The sequence below is a fragment of the Idiomarina seosinensis genome, from assembly GCF_003987275.1.
GTDB classification, from domain to species: Bacteria; Pseudomonadota; Gammaproteobacteria; order Enterobacterales; family Alteromonadaceae; genus Idiomarina; species Idiomarina seosinensis.
This window is the reverse complement of record NZ_PIQF01000004.1, coordinates 145,070-160,134: the sequence shown is the minus strand read 5'-3', so window position 1 is coordinate 160,134 and position 15,065 is coordinate 145,070. Positions and strand designations below refer to the sequence as shown.

11 protein-coding genes are annotated in these 15,065 nt (G+C 47.2%); 5 read left to right on the top strand and 6 right to left on the bottom strand.

Going from position 1 to position 15,065, the window contains the following annotated elements; translation table 11 throughout:
• Positions 1–20: 20 nt before the first annotated feature.
• On the bottom strand, positions 21–1,550 hold the full coding sequence (locus CWI81_RS11680) for a bifunctional GNAT family N-acetyltransferase/carbon-nitrogen hydrolase family protein (protein ID WP_126785489.1): 1,530 nt from the start codon (positions 1,548–1,550) through the stop codon (positions 21–23).
• Positions 1,551–1,671: 121 nt separating this feature from the next.
• On the opposite strand from CWI81_RS11680, the gene CWI81_RS11675 reads away from it, so the two are divergent.
• The gene (locus CWI81_RS11675) at positions 1,672–3,021 is read left to right on the top strand and encodes a Na+/H+ antiporter NhaC family protein (protein WP_126785488.1); all 1,350 of its coding nucleotides are present in this window, start codon (positions 1,672–1,674) and stop codon (positions 3,019–3,021) included.
• A gap of 33 nt (positions 3,022–3,054) precedes the next feature.
• Here CWI81_RS11675 and CWI81_RS11670 read toward each other — a convergent pair whose 3' ends face one another.
• From CWI81_RS11670 to gmk, 4 genes are all read right to left on the bottom strand, one after another.
• Positions 3,055–3,447 carry a RidA family protein gene (locus CWI81_RS11670; RefSeq protein WP_126785487.1) on the bottom strand — a complete coding sequence of 131 codons (393 nt, stop codon included), beginning with the start codon at positions 3,445–3,447 and terminating at the stop codon, positions 3,055–3,057.
• Between the two features lie 2 nt (positions 3,448–3,449).
• Positions 3,450–5,555, bottom strand: a complete 2,106-nt coding sequence (gene spoT, locus CWI81_RS11665) for a bifunctional GTP diphosphokinase/guanosine-3',5'-bis pyrophosphate 3'-pyrophosphohydrolase (protein WP_126785486.1) — start codon at positions 5,553–5,555, stop codon at positions 3,450–3,452.
• Positions 5,556–5,667: 112 nt separating this feature from the next.
• Positions 5,668–5,940, bottom strand: coding sequence for a DNA-directed RNA polymerase subunit omega (rpoZ, locus tag CWI81_RS11660; RefSeq protein WP_126785485.1), 273 nt, complete (start codon positions 5,938–5,940; stop codon positions 5,668–5,670).
• A 68-nt stretch (positions 5,941–6,008) separates the two neighbouring features.
• Positions 6,009–6,635 (bottom strand): guanylate kinase, encoded by a 627-nt coding sequence (gmk, locus tag CWI81_RS11655; protein ID WP_126785484.1) that lies wholly within the window; start codon positions 6,633–6,635, stop codon positions 6,009–6,011.
• Positions 6,636–6,784: 149 nt separating this feature from the next.
• Between gmk and CWI81_RS11650 the strand changes: the two genes are divergently transcribed.
• Positions 6,785–7,993, top strand: a complete 1,209-nt coding sequence (locus CWI81_RS11650) for a cyanate transporter (protein WP_241970427.1) — start codon at positions 6,785–6,787, stop codon at positions 7,991–7,993.
• On the opposite strand, the gene CWI81_RS11645 is transcribed toward CWI81_RS11650, so the two are convergent.
• Entirely contained in the window at positions 7,994–8,584 is a 591-nt protein-coding gene (locus CWI81_RS11645; RefSeq protein WP_126785483.1) for a TetR/AcrR family transcriptional regulator, read from the bottom strand.
• A 153-nt stretch (positions 8,585–8,737) separates the two neighbouring features.
• Between CWI81_RS11645 and CWI81_RS11640 the strand changes: the two genes are divergently transcribed.
• The 3 genes from CWI81_RS11640 (at position 8,738) to CWI81_RS11630 (ending at position 15,064) form a co-directional block, all read left to right on the top strand.
• On the top strand, positions 8,738–10,777 hold the full coding sequence (locus CWI81_RS11640; RefSeq protein WP_126785482.1) for a BCCT family transporter: 2,040 nt from the start codon (positions 8,738–8,740) through the stop codon (positions 10,775–10,777).
• Positions 10,778–10,856: 79 nt separating this feature from the next.
• Complete coding sequence (locus CWI81_RS11635) at positions 10,857–11,999, top strand: exonuclease SbcCD subunit D (RefSeq protein WP_126785481.1); 1,143 nt, start codon at positions 10,857–10,859, stop codon at positions 11,997–11,999.
• On the top strand, positions 11,996–15,064 hold the full coding sequence (locus tag CWI81_RS11630; RefSeq protein WP_126785480.1) for an AAA family ATPase: 3,069 nt from the start codon (positions 11,996–11,998) through the stop codon (positions 15,062–15,064). The genes CWI81_RS11635 and CWI81_RS11630 overlap by 4 nt, the downstream gene beginning before the upstream one ends.
• Position 15,065 lies beyond the last annotated feature (1 nt).

The following is a 15,065-nucleotide window of genomic DNA, read 5'->3' as shown; positions in this document are numbered from 1 at the left end:
TACTTTTCGTGAACAATTAATTAGCTACGGTTCTTCCGCGATACCTCATAAATATCCGTGCGACGGTCTTGTATGTTGGTCACCGACCCTTCGTGATGCAAGTAGCGTAACTCGTCTAAGTTTAAATCCGAAAACATTAACATTTCCGTATTTGGGGTCGTTTCTGACATTATCGCGTCATGTGGGAAAGCAAAATCTGACGGCGAAAATACGGCCGACTGGGCATATTGAACATCCAGGCTTTCGACTTCGGGTAGATTACCTACACTGCCACATATCACCACGTAGCACTCGTTTTCAACGGCTCGCGCCTGAGCACAGTGACGTACGCGCAAATACGCATTACGGGTATCAGTCCAAAACGGTACAAATAAGATTTCCAAACCCTCTTCCGCCATTATTCGGCCAAGCTCCGGAAACTCAACGTCGTAGCAGATTAAAATACCGATACGGCCTGCATCGGTATCGAATACTTTCACGTCATTGCCACCTGAAATAACCCAGTCGCGCTTTTCATGCGGAGTGATATGCAATTTAGCCTGTTCTTCAATTGAGCCATCGCGACGACACAAATACGATACGTTATAGATAGTATCGCCTTCCTGCAGCGGCATTGAGCCAGTTATAATATTGATATTATAACTCACTGCCATCTGTGACATTTCACGCTTAAAGTGCTCGGTATAATCGGCCAGAAAACGAATCGCGCTCATTTGCTGGCTTTTATCCGTCAGGCCCATTAACGGCGCATTGAAAAATTCAGGGAACACAGCGAAGTCACTTTGGTAGTTCGACAGTGCATCAACAAAGTACTCAACCTGCTGCAGCAACTCGTCTACTGACTCTACCGAGCGCATTTGCCACTGGACTGCACCCACACGCACATTCTGTATACGAGTGGTTAAAATACTGGTGGAGGGATCATAGAGAAAGTTATTCCACTCGAGTAAAGTCGCAAAGCCCCGTGATTTTTCGTCTTCGGGTAGGTACTTGCCAAGCAACCGCTTAACGTTAAAGTCATTGGCCAATTGAAAAGTTAAAATCGGATCGTAAATTTCACGCCGTTGCACTTTATCCAAATACTGACTTGGCGTTAATTCATTAAAGTACTTGTGATAATTAACGATCCGGCCACCCGCAAGAATTGCTCTTAAGTTAGCCTGACGACACAACTCTTTGCGCGCATCATAAAGTCTCCGACCTAAGCGAAACCCTCGGTATTCCGGGTGAATAAGAACATCTAGCCCATAAAGAGCGTCACCCTTTTTGTCGTTAAGAATCGCTTCTCTGTGACCAATTAAGTCATCATAGGTATGTGGGTTGGAAAACTTGTTATAAGCGACCTTTACGGTCAACGCGACCCCTACGATTTTACCGTTGTCTTCGAGACAGAACTGCCCTTCGGTAAAGTCCTTAATCAGTTTCTCGATCGTAAACTGACTCCAGGCACCGCCAATATCGGTATAAACCGCGTCCATTAATTCTTTTAGCTGAGGATAATCCTCCAGCCGTAAATTGCGTATTTGTAAATGTAACTCGTCCGGACTCATAGCTGCCCCAGTTGTAAAACCATGTTATAGGTAGTTTACACGTAATTTGATCAGGGTTGCACCAGAACCATTAGGTGTATAAACTTCTGGACGTCTAAATAAAAACAATAAAGGAAGTCGCATGAACTCAACGGCCCCGGCTCAGCCCCCAAGTGCTATAGCGCTATTGCCGCTCGCTCTATTTCTGGCTCTGTTTTTGGGAACTGGAATTTACTTTCAAAGTGAAGGGGTAGAATACGCCTTTTACCAACTGCCTAGTCCAGTTGCCATTTTGCCGGCTATCGTGTTGGGTATTTTACTCAGCAAACAAGCCTTCGAAGAGCGCATAGCAACCTTTGTTGCTGGTGTTGGTGATAGCAACATCATAACCATGTGCATGATCTATTTGTTAGCCGGAGCATTTTCTACCGTTGCCGAAGCCACTGGTGGTGTCGATGCGATGGTCGCACTGGGCTTAAATATAATTCCTGCCTGGTTCCTGATTCCCGGGCTATTTTTAATCGCCGGTGTTATTTCTACTGCCATGGGAACATCGATGGGAACTCTGGCCGCGCTGGCACCGGTGGTACTAGGAATTGGTGAGGCCACTGACATTAGCTTACCGCTGCTAGCCGGCGTCTTAGTCAGCGGCGCCATGTTTGGTGATAACTTATCAATTATCTCCGACACAACCATTGCCGCAACTCGTACTCAAGGTTGTAGCATGCGCGACAAGTTTCGGGCTAACTTAAAAATCGCCGTACCCGCGGCCATACTTACCGTGGTTTGGTTAATGTCCTACGACACTAGTGGTGTGCCGCTTAAAATTCCAGAGGCAAACCTGTGGCTATGTCTACCTTACTTTGCAATTATCGTGCTTGCTGTGATGGGGTTAAACGTATTTGCTGTGCTGGGTCTTGGTATCGTGATGGCGGCTGCATTCGGTATGGTGACAGTCGACTACCAATGGGTGAAATTTAGCCAAGATGTGTACGACGGCTTTTCGAGCATGCAAGAGATTTTCCTCCTATCCTTGCTGATAGGGGGGCTTTCGGGCTTAATTCGGCAACAGGGCGGACTTGCCTTTCTAGCCCGCTTTGTTGAATCCGTTGCGGGTCGAGTGAGTAAACACAAACAGCGCTCCTCGGCACTTGGTATCGCTGGCCTAACTTCGTTAACAAATTTTTGTGTCGCTAATAATACAGTTAGTATCCTGCTCGCTGGCGAGGTTAGCAAACGCTTAGCAACACAAGGTAACCTTGCTCGTCGGCAAAGCGCCAGCTTACTGGATATCTTTGCCTGTACAGTGCAGGGCGCACTGCCTTACGGCGCGCAGGCGCTGCTAATGGGCGCAAGTTTTGGTATCTCACCACTGTCAGTGAGTTTAAATACTGGTTATTGCTTTATTTTAGGCGGGGTAGCATTGGTCATGATTATTTGGCGCCGACCGCTGGAAGATCGGGAGCCCGAAAAGCAAGAAGCGGCTGCATAAGCCGCTTCTCTGAATATTTACAGGCTGCCCAAATCAATTAGTGCTGGGCAGCTCTAAAATACCGTCTATTTCAATTTGAGAACCTTTCGGCAACTGCTTAACGCCAATCGCTGCGCGTGCCGGATAAGGCGTTCTGAAAAACTTAGCCATTACCTCATTCACAATGGCAAATTCTGATAAATCGGTTAAGTAGATTTGTACTTTTACCATATCCTGCAGTTCGCCTCCGGCAGCCTCGCACACCGCCGACAAGTTTTTAAAAACCTGCTCCGCCTGTTGCGCAAAATCTTCGCTTACAAGCTCCATAGTGTCGGGCTTTAACGGGATCTGCCCCGATAGGTAAACCGTCGTTCCAATTTTAACCGCTTGCGAATAGGTTCCAATCGCGGCCGGGGCTTTTTCCGTGGCAATAATAACTTTTGACATGATTACTTCCTTAAACGCGTCACGCGCTGTACATCAGGCATCTTACGAATATGACGAATAACATCGGCAAGATGTTTTCGATTTTTTATCGTAAGTGCAACATCAATAAAATAAATATTGGCATCAATTTCTTCGGTCTTCAGCCCGTCTATATTACAACCTGTCGTTGCAATAGCAGAGGTCAATTTTGCGAGTGCGCCTTGATGATTAACTATCTCAATGCGTATTTCAGAAATGAATTCTGACTCTGGCTTATTATCCCACTCGACCGGGAAGTAACGTCCAGGTTCGTCTTCGTGACCTCGTACGTTCTTGCACTCCCGGCGATGTATAACAAGGCCCTTGCCCGGACTAACGTGGGCAATAATATCATCACCCGGAATCGGCCGGCAGCATTTGGCAAAGCTAACCAGTAGACCCTCAGCACCTTTAATTGACAGGCTTTTTTGAGAAGCTGCGTCATCCTTTAAGGGCTGGATTTCACCCAGTAGGCGTTTTGCAATAGCGACTGACATCATATTGCCTAAGCCAATTTGCTTTAACAGGTCAGCTTTACTTTCTATTTTAGTCTCTTTTAAGACCCGCGCAAACTCTGTGTCTGGCAGGTCATCATAACTAACCGGCCCCAAAGCTGAGCGTAGTAACCGTTCGCCAAGCTGTTGCGCTTCTGACGCTTCCTGTCCTTTTAAATACTGGCGTATTTTTGCGCGCGCCTTACCGGTCACCACAAAATTAAGCCACGCAATATTAGGTCGCGACCCCGCGGCCGTTTTTATTTCAACCGTCTGCCCGGTTTCCAACGGTTTGCTTAGTGAGTAGGTCCGGTGATTGACGCGAGCGCCAATACAGGTGTTACCAACATCAGTATGCACCGCGTACGCAAAATCAACCGCGGTAGCACCCTGCGGTAACTCAATAATACGACCATCGGGAGTAAATACGTAAATTTCGTCAGGGAAAAGATCCGACTTAACGTTTTCAATAAACTCGAATGAACTGCCCGCACTTTGTTGCAATTCAAGTAAGCTTTGCATCCATTTTCGGGCCCGAACCTGAGCGGTAGTACTAGCATCATCTGTATTTTTGTAGAGCCAGTGGGCGGCCACACCGCGATCAGCCATTAACTCCATTTCTTCGGTGCGAATCTGGATTTCAACCGGCACTCCATGCGGACCTTTGAGCGAGGTATGCAATGATTGATAGCCGTTCGATTTTGGAATCGCAATATAGTCTTTAAAGCGCGTCTCTATCGGCTTGTATAAATTGTGCAGTGCACCAAGTACCCGGTAACAAGTATCGACACTGTCGACGATAACCCGGAAGGCATAAACATCCATGACCTGACCAAAACGCAATTCTTTATTTTGCATTTTGCGATATATGCTGTGTAAATGTTTTTCGCGGCTAAGTACCCGGGCGCTAATTTCATTGCCCTCTAGCCGGGATTCAATTTCACTATGCACACGCTCGACAAATTCACGACGATTGCCTCGCGCTTTTTTGACTTCCGACTCCAAAAGCCTTGCCCGCCAAGGGTACAAAGCCCAAAACCCAAGCTGTTCAAGCTCGTTTTTTATATCGTGGATGCCGAGGCGATGCGCCAATGGCGCATAAATTTCTAATGTTTCGCGGGCGATGCGACGTCGCTTGTCGGGACGTAAATGTTGAATCGTACGCATGTTGTGCGTACGGTCTGCCAGCTTGATTAAAATAACTCGAATATCCTGCACCATCGCCATGATCATCTTGCGATAGTTTTCCGCCTGAGCCTCTTCTTTTGAATCAAACTGCAGCTTATCGAGCTTAGACACTCCCTCAACCAAGTTAGCGACCGTCGCACCGAACAATTCCGCTAAATCTTCTCGCTGAGTTTCCGTATCCTCGATCACGTCATGCAACAGCGCCGCCATCAAGGTTTCTTGATCGAGCCGCATATCGGCTAACAAGCTGGCAACAGCTACTGGGTGGGTAATATAAGGTTCGCCGCTACTGCGCTTTTGGCTACTGTGCGCATCATTAGCAACAATAAATGCCTGCTCAACCTGCTCAATTTGTTCAGCAGGCAAATACTCACTAATTTGAGTTTTCAAGCCTTCAAATAGATACACCTGCTATCCCCGCGACAGATACGTAAAGGAAAACCTGGAATCGGAACTTAATGACAGAATACGAGGAAAAGAGAAAAAAGCCAACGATAGGGTTACCGTTGGCAGGATCTGCTTACTCAACACCACGCAAAGCGTTCACTGCTTGCAATTCTTCAGCATCAGCTTGCTGCTGAGCTTGTTGGTCTTCAGCATCTAAACGGTCGTTATCAATCAAGCCACGCTCTATCTCACGCAAAGCGATGACAGTTGGCTTTTCGTTTTTCACCTCGACCAGAGGTTCTTTGCCCTGTACCGCCAACTGGCGAGCACGACGCGAAGCTAATAAAATTAAATCAAAACGGTTACCAACGCGGTCTACTGCATCTTCAACGGTTACGCGAGCCATGGTTTACTCCCAATAATGCCTGAGTGTTATTTTTCGAAAGGTTAAGAATTATACGGAAAAGCGGCCCGTTAGCCAAGCAATTCCTTTAGAGTTTCTGCATGAACGACTTGTTGTACCGGCATTCTGTTGCGTTGTGCCAACACGATATGCTCTAGCTGCGACAAAGTCTGGTCAAAATCATCATTCACCAGCAAATAGTCAAATTCGTGGTAGTGCGACATTTCGGCTTGTGCCTTTGCCATTCGCTTAGCAATAACTTCATCGCTGTCCTGCCCGCGGTTTCTCAAGCGTTGTTGCAGGCATTCAAGGCTCGGCGGAATAATAAATACCGACCGTGTTTCCGGATGATGCTCTCGAACTTGCTGAGCCCCCTGCCAGTCGATGTCTAAAAACACATCAATCCCACGCTCTAACAGATCTTCGACGACCCGGCGGGAAGTACCATAATAGTTATCAAACACGCTCGCCCACTCGTAAAACTCGCCGGCTGCAATCCGTTGTTCAAATTCAGCCATATCCAGAAAGTGGTAATGCACACCATGTTGCTCCCCGGGGCGGGGCGCCCGAGTGGTCGAGGAGACTGAAACCTGCATCGAACCATCTGCATGTCGATCCAACAAGGCCTTGATTAAACTTGATTTCCCGGCCCCGCTGGGGGCGGCAATAATAAAAAGATTACCCGATTGAGTCGTCATAATGTGTCGCCATCAAGGCTATATTACTTGTTGATAATGGCAGTAAAGAATAACACGCTTGTCGGTGTTTGGTAAAAGCGCATCATTCACTATTCAGTAAAAAACCAGTACAGTTACCGCTAAAATATCAATACAAGGAATAAAGTCGGTTGTCTAACCACGCTCTGACAAAAACACCGCAGGCTAAGATAGGTATTGCTTTTGGGCTGTTCCTGTTGGTTCTGTTAGGACTCAATTTAAGGCCTCTTTTAACGTCTGTTGGCCCACTGACTGATGAACTAGTTAACGCTACCGACGCTTCCTACAGTCATATTTCTTTATTGACTACAGTGCCCATCTTAATGATTGGCTTGCTAGCTTTATTTGCCGGTCGTTTAACCATGGCGTTAGGCTACAAGAAAGGCATCAGCCTTGGGTTAATTGTGTTGACAGCAGGGCTTCTGTTACGAGCATTTCCGCCAACCACTTCGCTGCTATTACTAAGCGCTTTTATCGGCGGCTTTGGTATTGCCTTGCTTCATATTATTATCCCTGAGCTAACAAAACATCAGTATTTAAACCGCCTGGGGTTAGTGACTGGACTCTGGTCAGCAGCCTTAATGGGCGGAGCCGCTCTCGGTGCCGTTATTACTCCATGGTTAGCCAACCTTTTGTCAGAGCGCTATTACGCATTAGCTTGCTGGGCTGCTTTTGCACTGCTTAGCCTGCTGATCTGGTGGCTGCCTCAAAATAAGGTACCCACTGCAGACATTCCGCCGCGGCACAAATTGTTACGTGCCCACCGGTATCCGCGCGCCTGGTTTCTGGGCGCGTACTTTGCCTTAGTCAACGCCGGTTATGCGGGGTTTATTGCGTGGATAGCGCCTTTTTACGGAGAGTTCGGCTGGTCAGCGCAGCAAGCAGGTAATTTATTAGCACTGTTCTCTTTAGTTCAGGTTTTAGGAGCCTTGTTACTCCCTGCACTCTCCCGCTCGCAAGACCGTCGATTATGGCTTGTTATTGCAGTAATAACACAAATGATCGGCTTTGCAGGACTCAGTTTCTGGCCTAATGCATCACCCTGGTTATGGTCTGCGTTATGTGGTTTTGGACTGGGTGGGGCTTTCCCATTGTGCATCGTGATGGCGCTGGACCATCTCGATAATCCTGTGCAAGCCGGCAGGCTAGTGTCATTTATGCAAGGAATCGGGTTTATGTTCGCCAGCTTGATGCCATTACTAACCGGCTGGTTTCGTGATTTCAGTGGCAACTATTCGTTGGGTTGGCAACTGCACATTGCCGTTGGTGCAATAATTTTACTCTGTACGTTCAAGTTTAACCCTAAGCGCTACCGCCAAGTGCTAACTGAGCGGAAGTAATTATCCTATGGGTAAAATATGTAGCACCATATCTTCCGCAAGTTGTTCAATTTTGCCTACTGAAACATCGCGTTGAGCCATGACGCTAAGGCCAATGACGTTAGTTTGAAACAAGTGGGCCAGTCGTTTAGCGTTCGCTTGTTGGGAAATTTCACCAGCATCAATAGCACGCTGGAATTTCACTTCGAACATCTCTTGTAGATCATTCATATAGCTTTTGACGCTTTGACTGTCGACAGTATCTTGATTACTGAGCTCCAGCAACGTCTTAACCAACATACAAGCTTTACTCGGTATGTGTTCGTGATAACGATGCGCAGTTCCGAGCAATAAGTTCTTAAGCCCTTCTAGCTCGCTGTTTCCTGACGCCAGCACTTCAGCAAACATTTCTCGTGTCTGATCGCCATAGCAAACAATCGCTTCCTGAAATAGCTCTTGCTTACTACCAAACGCCGCATAGATGCTTCCTGGGCGCATATCGAGAGCCAGTTCAATATCTTTCATCGAAGTTGCATGATAGCCCTGCTTCCAGAATAAATTCATGGCATTGGTTAATGCAGCTTCTCGCTCAAACTGTGGCTTCCTAGCCATTTTTGCTCCCAGTTGGTTATTTGGTGTCGACAGTATAGACAAGCGATTACCGCCTTTAAAGCGGGTTGTTAAAATAAAGTGAGCTTTTATGCTTTTTCATTAGTACGTTATAACTATCACTAAGGAAATAACACCGACAAACAGGAGTGTTACATGTCAACCGAAAAAAAGCCCTGGCATCATGCCATACTATTTCCGGTGTTCTTACCCGCCATTTTTGTCATCGCGTTATTGGTGATTGGAACCTTAAGTGCACCTGAAAAAGCTGGTGAGTTATTCGATAGTACACTAGCAGCCATAACCACACATTTCGGCTGGTTTTATATGCTGGCCGTAGCACTGTTCTTAATGTTTATCGTTGGGGTCGGGGTCTCTAAATGGGGACGGATAAAGCTAGGCCCTGATCATTGTGAACCGGAATATAGTTTTACCTCCTGGTTTGCCATGCTGTTTTCCGCAGGATATGGTATCGCACTGCTATTTTTCGGTGTTGCTGAGCCAGTTTTACATTATTCCGAACCCCCGGCCGGCGCCGCCGAATCGGTTAGCTCAGCAAAGCAAGCCATGCAGATTGCATACTTCCACTGGGGTTTCCACATATGGGCAATCTACGGTTTGGTTGGCTTGGTTTTGGCCTATTTCTCATTTCGGCACGGTTTACCACTTTCCATGCGCTCCACGTTATACCCGTTAATTGGCGACAAAATTAACGGCGCTGCCGGACATGCCGTCGATACCTTTGCAATACTGGGTACCATGTTCGGTATTGCTACCACTCTAGGTTTATCGGTGATTCAAATTAATACCGGTCTGAACTATTTGTGGGAAGACATTCCCATTGGCTCGACGGTCCAGATTATAGCCATCGCAGTTATTACCCTGGCGGCTATAGGCTCAGTTGTGGCCGGTATGGATAAAGGCATTAAGCGCTTGTCGCTGCTGAATATGACATTGGTCATGTTTTTATTGCTGTTTGTCTTCTTTGCCGGACCGACCGTCCACATACTAGAGACATTTTTACAAAATACCGGCGCCTATTTAAGCGGAATTGTCGAGCGCACGTTTAATCTTCAGGCATATTCCCGCAGCGACTGGATCGGTAACTGGACACTCTTTATCTTTGGCTGGACCATCGCCTGGGCGCCGTTTGTCGGTCTATTTATCGCCAAAATTAGCCGCGGCCGGACAATTCGCCAATATGTTTTTGGCGTTATGCTGGTACCGTCGATATTCACCTTCTTCTGGTTTGCTGTATTTGGCGACACCGCGCTTAACATGATTATGAACGAAGGTTATACCTCGCTAATCGGCGAAGTACAAAATAATCAGGCGATAGCGCTGTTCAAGCTGTATGAGAACTTGCCATTAACTAGCATAATTAGTTTTGCCACGGTTATTCTGATCATAACCTTTTTTGTCACCTCATCGGATTCCGGCTCATTAGTTATTGATTCCTTATCCTCAGGAGGGATGCTGGAGACACCGGTCTGGCAACGAGTATTTTGGGCCTCGACGGAAGGTATTGTTGCATCAGTACTGTTGCTGGCCGGAGGACTGGGCGCACTGCAAACTGCGGCAATCACCAGCGCCTTGCCGTTCGCAGTCATTATCTTAATATCCGCCGTCGGTATGTGGCGAGCGTTAGTCATAGAAGGCCATCAATATAATAGTCTGCAAAGTCACCGACACGCTCACCGCCGAGGCGTTAACGAAGGCCCGGACTACTGGAAAAAGCGTTTATCCGGGTTAGTCGACTTTCCGAAAGAAGAGCCGGTGCTCGACTTCATCTATGGCACCGCAGAGAAGTCGTTAAAACATGTTCGGGATGAACTGAAAGATTCAGGCTGGCCGGCAGAGTTTAGCGAGGATCGCGACCACAACCGCATTATACTGAGTGTAGAACGGGGCAAGGAGCTGGACTTTGCCTACGAGATCAGGCTGCGCGATTACCTGCTACCAGAGTTTGCACTAACTAACGATAAGAACCGCGAAATATATTATCGTGCGGAAGTGTTTCTGCGTCAGGGGGGACAGTCTTATAACCTCTACGGATGGGAAAGGACTGATATTATTAACGACGTTATTAACCAGTTTGAAAACTACCTGCACTTCCGACACAACAGCCCGGGCGTGCTGCCTTGGGAGATGGACAAACATGATGAGGATTTGCAGGATATGGAAACCAAGAAGTAACAACCAAGTAATTAAGGCCGCCTGCGGGCGGCTTTTTTTATTGTGGTAATATATGTTTTTTGCGGACAGGATTTAACGGATGAGAATTCTGCATACGTCCGATTGGCATTTGGGACGGCTTTTCCATCAGCTATCACTGCTAGATGATCAACGCTACTGTGTTGATCAGGTATTACAATACATCGAGCAATATAAGCCCGATGTTGTCGTTATTGCTGGTGATATTTACGACCGTTCGGTTCCACCCAGTGCAGCAGTTGCGCTATTCAATGAGTTTGTTAATCAGTGCCTGACCAATTACAAGGTGCCAATAATTGCGATTTCAGGCAACCATGACGGCGCCGAGCGTTTAGGCTTTGCCGCTAACCAGCTTAAACAGTCTGGGCTGCACTTAATTACCTCGTTTGAGCAGATGCTTGAACCGGTTATCCTTGAGGATCAGCACGGCCCGGTTTATTTTTGGGGAGTTCCCTTTCACGACCCTGCGCAAGTTGCTCAATTTACGCAACAAACTGTAAAAGACTACAATCAAGCTCATCAGGCACTGCTTACCCATTTAAGCCATCAGCAAACGGCTCGAAACGTGCTAATTAGTCATTGCTACCTCGACGGTGCCAGCGAATCAGAATCAGAAAGGCCATTATCTATTGGCGGGGCTGATAGAGTCGACTGGCAGTTATTTAAAGACTTTAACTATACCGCGTTGGGCCATCTTCACCAGCCACAGTATAAGGGTCAAACCAACATCCGTTACAGTGGTTCATTAATGAAATACAGCTTTTCTGAACAACACCATAAAAAAGCGCTAACTAAAGTCGATATTAATAAAGACGGTGAGGTAAAAACCGAGCAGTTAGCGCTCATTCCAAAACACGATGTTAGAGTGTTAACGGGGTCACTGACGGAACTCATTGAACGAGCAGAGCACGATAATGCCCGCAACGATTACCTGCAAGTGGTGTTAACCGATAAGGAAGCACTACTAAACCCAATGGCCAGGCTTCGGCAAGTTTACCCTAATGTGCTCGAGCTTAGAAAACAGCGTTTTCAGGCCCAAGTCGGAGACACCATCGCCGCTGCACGCGAACAACTAAAACGTTCCGATTTGGATGTGTTTGCCGACTTTTTCAACCAGGTACAGGAACAGCCAATCTCAGAACAGCAGCGCCAACATCTCGCAGCTCTAATTGAAGATATAGCTAAACAGGAGCGTAATGAATGAAGCCGCTATTACTCTCCATGCAAGCATTTGGGCCTTTTGCCGGTACCGAGAACATTAACTTTAATGAGCTGGGTGAGCACCCACTTTTTCTAATTAACGGTGCTACCGGAGCCGGAAAAACGACGATACTTGACGCAATCAGCTACGCACTATTTGGCAAAACAACCGGTGCTGAAAGACAAGGTGAACAAATGCGGTGCCATCATGCGGCCGCCGATCTCATCACCCAGGTTAACTTTGTTTTTTCGATAGGCGACCGCTGTTATCACGTACAACGCACACCAACTCAGCAACGCCCTAAGCTTCGTGGCGAAGGTTATAAAGAGGAACGAGCCAGCGCTAATCTCTGGCAAATCAAAACAGACGTAGAGCCGACGCTAGAGCTTGATGCGGCTGACAAACAGTTATTGGCAAGCCGAAAAGTTAATGAGGTAACAGCTCAGCTCGAACAAATAATTGGACTAAAAGCGGATCAATTTAGACAAGTTGTTGTGTTACCCCAGGGCAAATTTAGAGAGCTGCTGACCGCTGACGCTGGCGAACGCGAAAATATATTTGCTCAACTTTTTCAAACTCACCGCTACCAACATATCGAAGAACAACTTAAGGAACAGGCAAAAGATATTCGCCAGCAAATGCGCCAACATCAGCAGACCCTAGCGGCATTATTGGATGAGGCAGATGCTGAAGATGAGCAACAGCTGAACTGGAAATTAAACCAATTTTCTGAGCAGGTACAAGCATTAGAAAATGACAAAAAGATGCTAGCTGACAGGTTTCAGAAAAAGTTATCAGAATTGCAGGCAGCTCAGCATTGTCTTGAACAGTTCAATCAACAGCAGCGCTTAACTGAACAAAAAACAGAGCTCGAGCAACGCCAACCTGAATTTGATGCTATCCAGCAGCAGCTCGAGCGTGCGAATCAGGCCCAGCAACTGGTTCCATATGAACAGCGACTGACGCTGGTTAAAGAGCGGTTAAAACAACAGCAGCAAGCGCTTAACAGTTGGCAGCAGCAGCTTGAAGAACTCGACTTAAAGCAGCAACAGGCAGAGCAGGAAAAAGCACTGGCTGATCAGCTTGAACAAGAAAACAGCCAGTTGACTCAATCAATTCAGCAACAACAGCAATGGCTGCCCAAACTTAAATCGTTAACCGAGTTGCAACAACAACATCAGCAACAGGCTGACGCCGTTCATCAACAGCAGATGAAGGTGGATCAGGCTAAGCAACAAAAGCAACAGCGAAAAGAGCAAATTAGTCACACCGAACAAACCATCGAAACGCTCGAAAAAAGTATCACGCAGCACCAAAATACAGATATCAAACGCCAACGATTAACGGATCAAAAACAACAGCTGATAAAACATCAACAGCTAAGCGAACAACGACAACCTCTTGTCGATCAAGCAGCTCAACAGCAAAAGCAATTACAGGAACTTGCATCGCAAACGCAGGCGGCCGGACAACGCAGTCAGCAACTCGAGCAACTGTGGTACCAAAGCCAGGCCAGCAACCTGGCACAACAACTTGAGTCCGGTCAGCCCTGTCCTGTTTGTGGTTCGCGGCAACACCCCGAACCTAGTTTAGCGAACGAACATGAAGTCATTGAACATCAGCAAGTGATCGAAGCAAGAGAAGCGTTCCAAAAACAACAGCTGCTGCAACAGAATAAAGAGCAGGAGCTGTACCAAACCCAACAAAAAATAGAGTTATTAGAGCAACAGTTACAGCAACTTGGCAAGCTAGAAAGCGCAGAACAGCTTGAACAATTCGAGCAACAACTGTCTGCGCAAGAGCACCAACAACAGCAACAGCTTGAGCAATTATCAACCGAGCAAAAGCAGCTAAAACAACAGCGCCAGCAATCTGATAATGACTCAGAGCAGTTAGACCAACAAACACACCAGCTGCACCAGCAACAACTTGACCTTAAAGTGACTGCCCAAAACCTGCAGCAGCTACAAGCAGAAGTACCAGAAGCAATGCGCGATGCTGATGCGTTACAAAAGCGGTTAGCAGAGCAGCAGCAACAATTACAAGATAATCAGCAACGGCAAAAGCAAGCAACCCAGCAGCTGCAAGAAATACTGCAACAGCTATCCGCCAAAAAATTACAGGTTAACGAAGGCGAGAAGCAACTTGCCGACTTAAACGCGGAAGCTGAAAAACTTGAACAGCAACTGATACAGCAACGGCAACAACTTGGGTTTTCCTCACAGCAGCAGTATAGAGAAGCGCTACTAACTTCTGAGCAGCGCCAGCAGCTGGAAAAAAAGCTGCAATCTTTTCGGCAACAGCAACATACCGTAACTAGTGTTTTAGCTGAACTTGAGCAACAGTTAAAAGGTGTGCAGCGGCCCGATACTATTGCTTTAGAGAAAGCTAAGGACGAACTGCAGCAAACATTTTCTGAGGCCGAAAGTCGTTGGCTAACGGCACGTGATCAGCAAAGCCAGCTACAAAACATGCAGCAGCGGCTAAGTTTAACTAAAAAGCGAGCAGACACCCTACATAAACGGTATGCTGTTAGTGGAACTCTGGCAGATGTTGCCTCTGGCACCAACCCTCAGCGACTTAGTTTGCATCGGTTTGTGCTCGGCGTACTGCTTGACGACGTGCTACGCGTTGCGTCTCAACGTTTGACCAAAATGACCCACGGACGCTATCAGCTGATTCGCGACGAATCTGTTAGCGACGCACGTTCTGCAGGGGGCTTAACCATATTAGTTGAGGATACCTATACCGGGCAGCAGCGAAGTGCCAAAACGCTGTCTGGTGGTGAAAGTTTTATGGCGGCTCTTGCGCTGGCGCTGGGGCTGTCAGATGTAGTGCAAAGCTATGCCGGGGGAATCCGGCTGGACACATTGTTTATCGACGAAGGCTTTGGCAGCCTGGACGATGAAGCACTGGATGCCGCTATCGATGTACTCGCGGAGCTTCGCTCCAGTGGTCGGACTATTGGAATCATCTCGCATGTGCGAGAATTAAAGGATCGACTGCACGATCGGATTGATGTGATTCGTCAGCGTGGTGGTAGCAAAATTATGATGAGGACAGAGTAAC

Excerpts from the sequence above, each read along its gene's own strand:
- CWI81_RS11680 (WP_126785489.1), bottom strand. The coding sequence starts at position 1,550 with ATGAGTCCGGACGAGTTACATTTACAAATACGCAATTTACGGCTGGAG.
- CWI81_RS11675 (WP_126785488.1), top strand. The coding sequence starts at position 1,672 with ATGAACTCAACGGCCCCGGCTCAGCCCCCAAGTGCTATAGCGCTATTG.
- CWI81_RS11670 (WP_126785487.1), bottom strand. The coding sequence starts at position 3,447 with ATGTCAAAAGTTATTATTGCCACGGAAAAAGCCCCGGCCGCGATTGGA.
- rpoZ (WP_126785485.1), bottom strand. The coding sequence starts at position 5,940 with ATGGCTCGCGTAACCGTTGAAGATGCAGTAGACCGCGTTGGTAACCGT.
- gmk (WP_126785484.1), bottom strand. The coding sequence starts at position 6,635 with ATGACGACTCAATCGGGTAATCTTTTTATTATTGCCGCCCCCAGCGGG.
- CWI81_RS11645 (WP_126785483.1), bottom strand. The coding sequence starts at position 8,584 with ATGGCTAGGAAGCCACAGTTTGAGCGAGAAGCTGCATTAACCAATGCC.
- CWI81_RS11640 (WP_126785482.1), top strand. The coding sequence starts at position 8,738 with ATGTCAACCGAAAAAAAGCCCTGGCATCATGCCATACTATTTCCGGTG.
- CWI81_RS11635 (WP_126785481.1), top strand. The coding sequence starts at position 10,857 with ATGAGAATTCTGCATACGTCCGATTGGCATTTGGGACGGCTTTTCCAT.
- CWI81_RS11630 (WP_126785480.1), top strand. The coding sequence starts at position 11,996 with ATGAAGCCGCTATTACTCTCCATGCAAGCATTTGGGCCTTTTGCCGGT.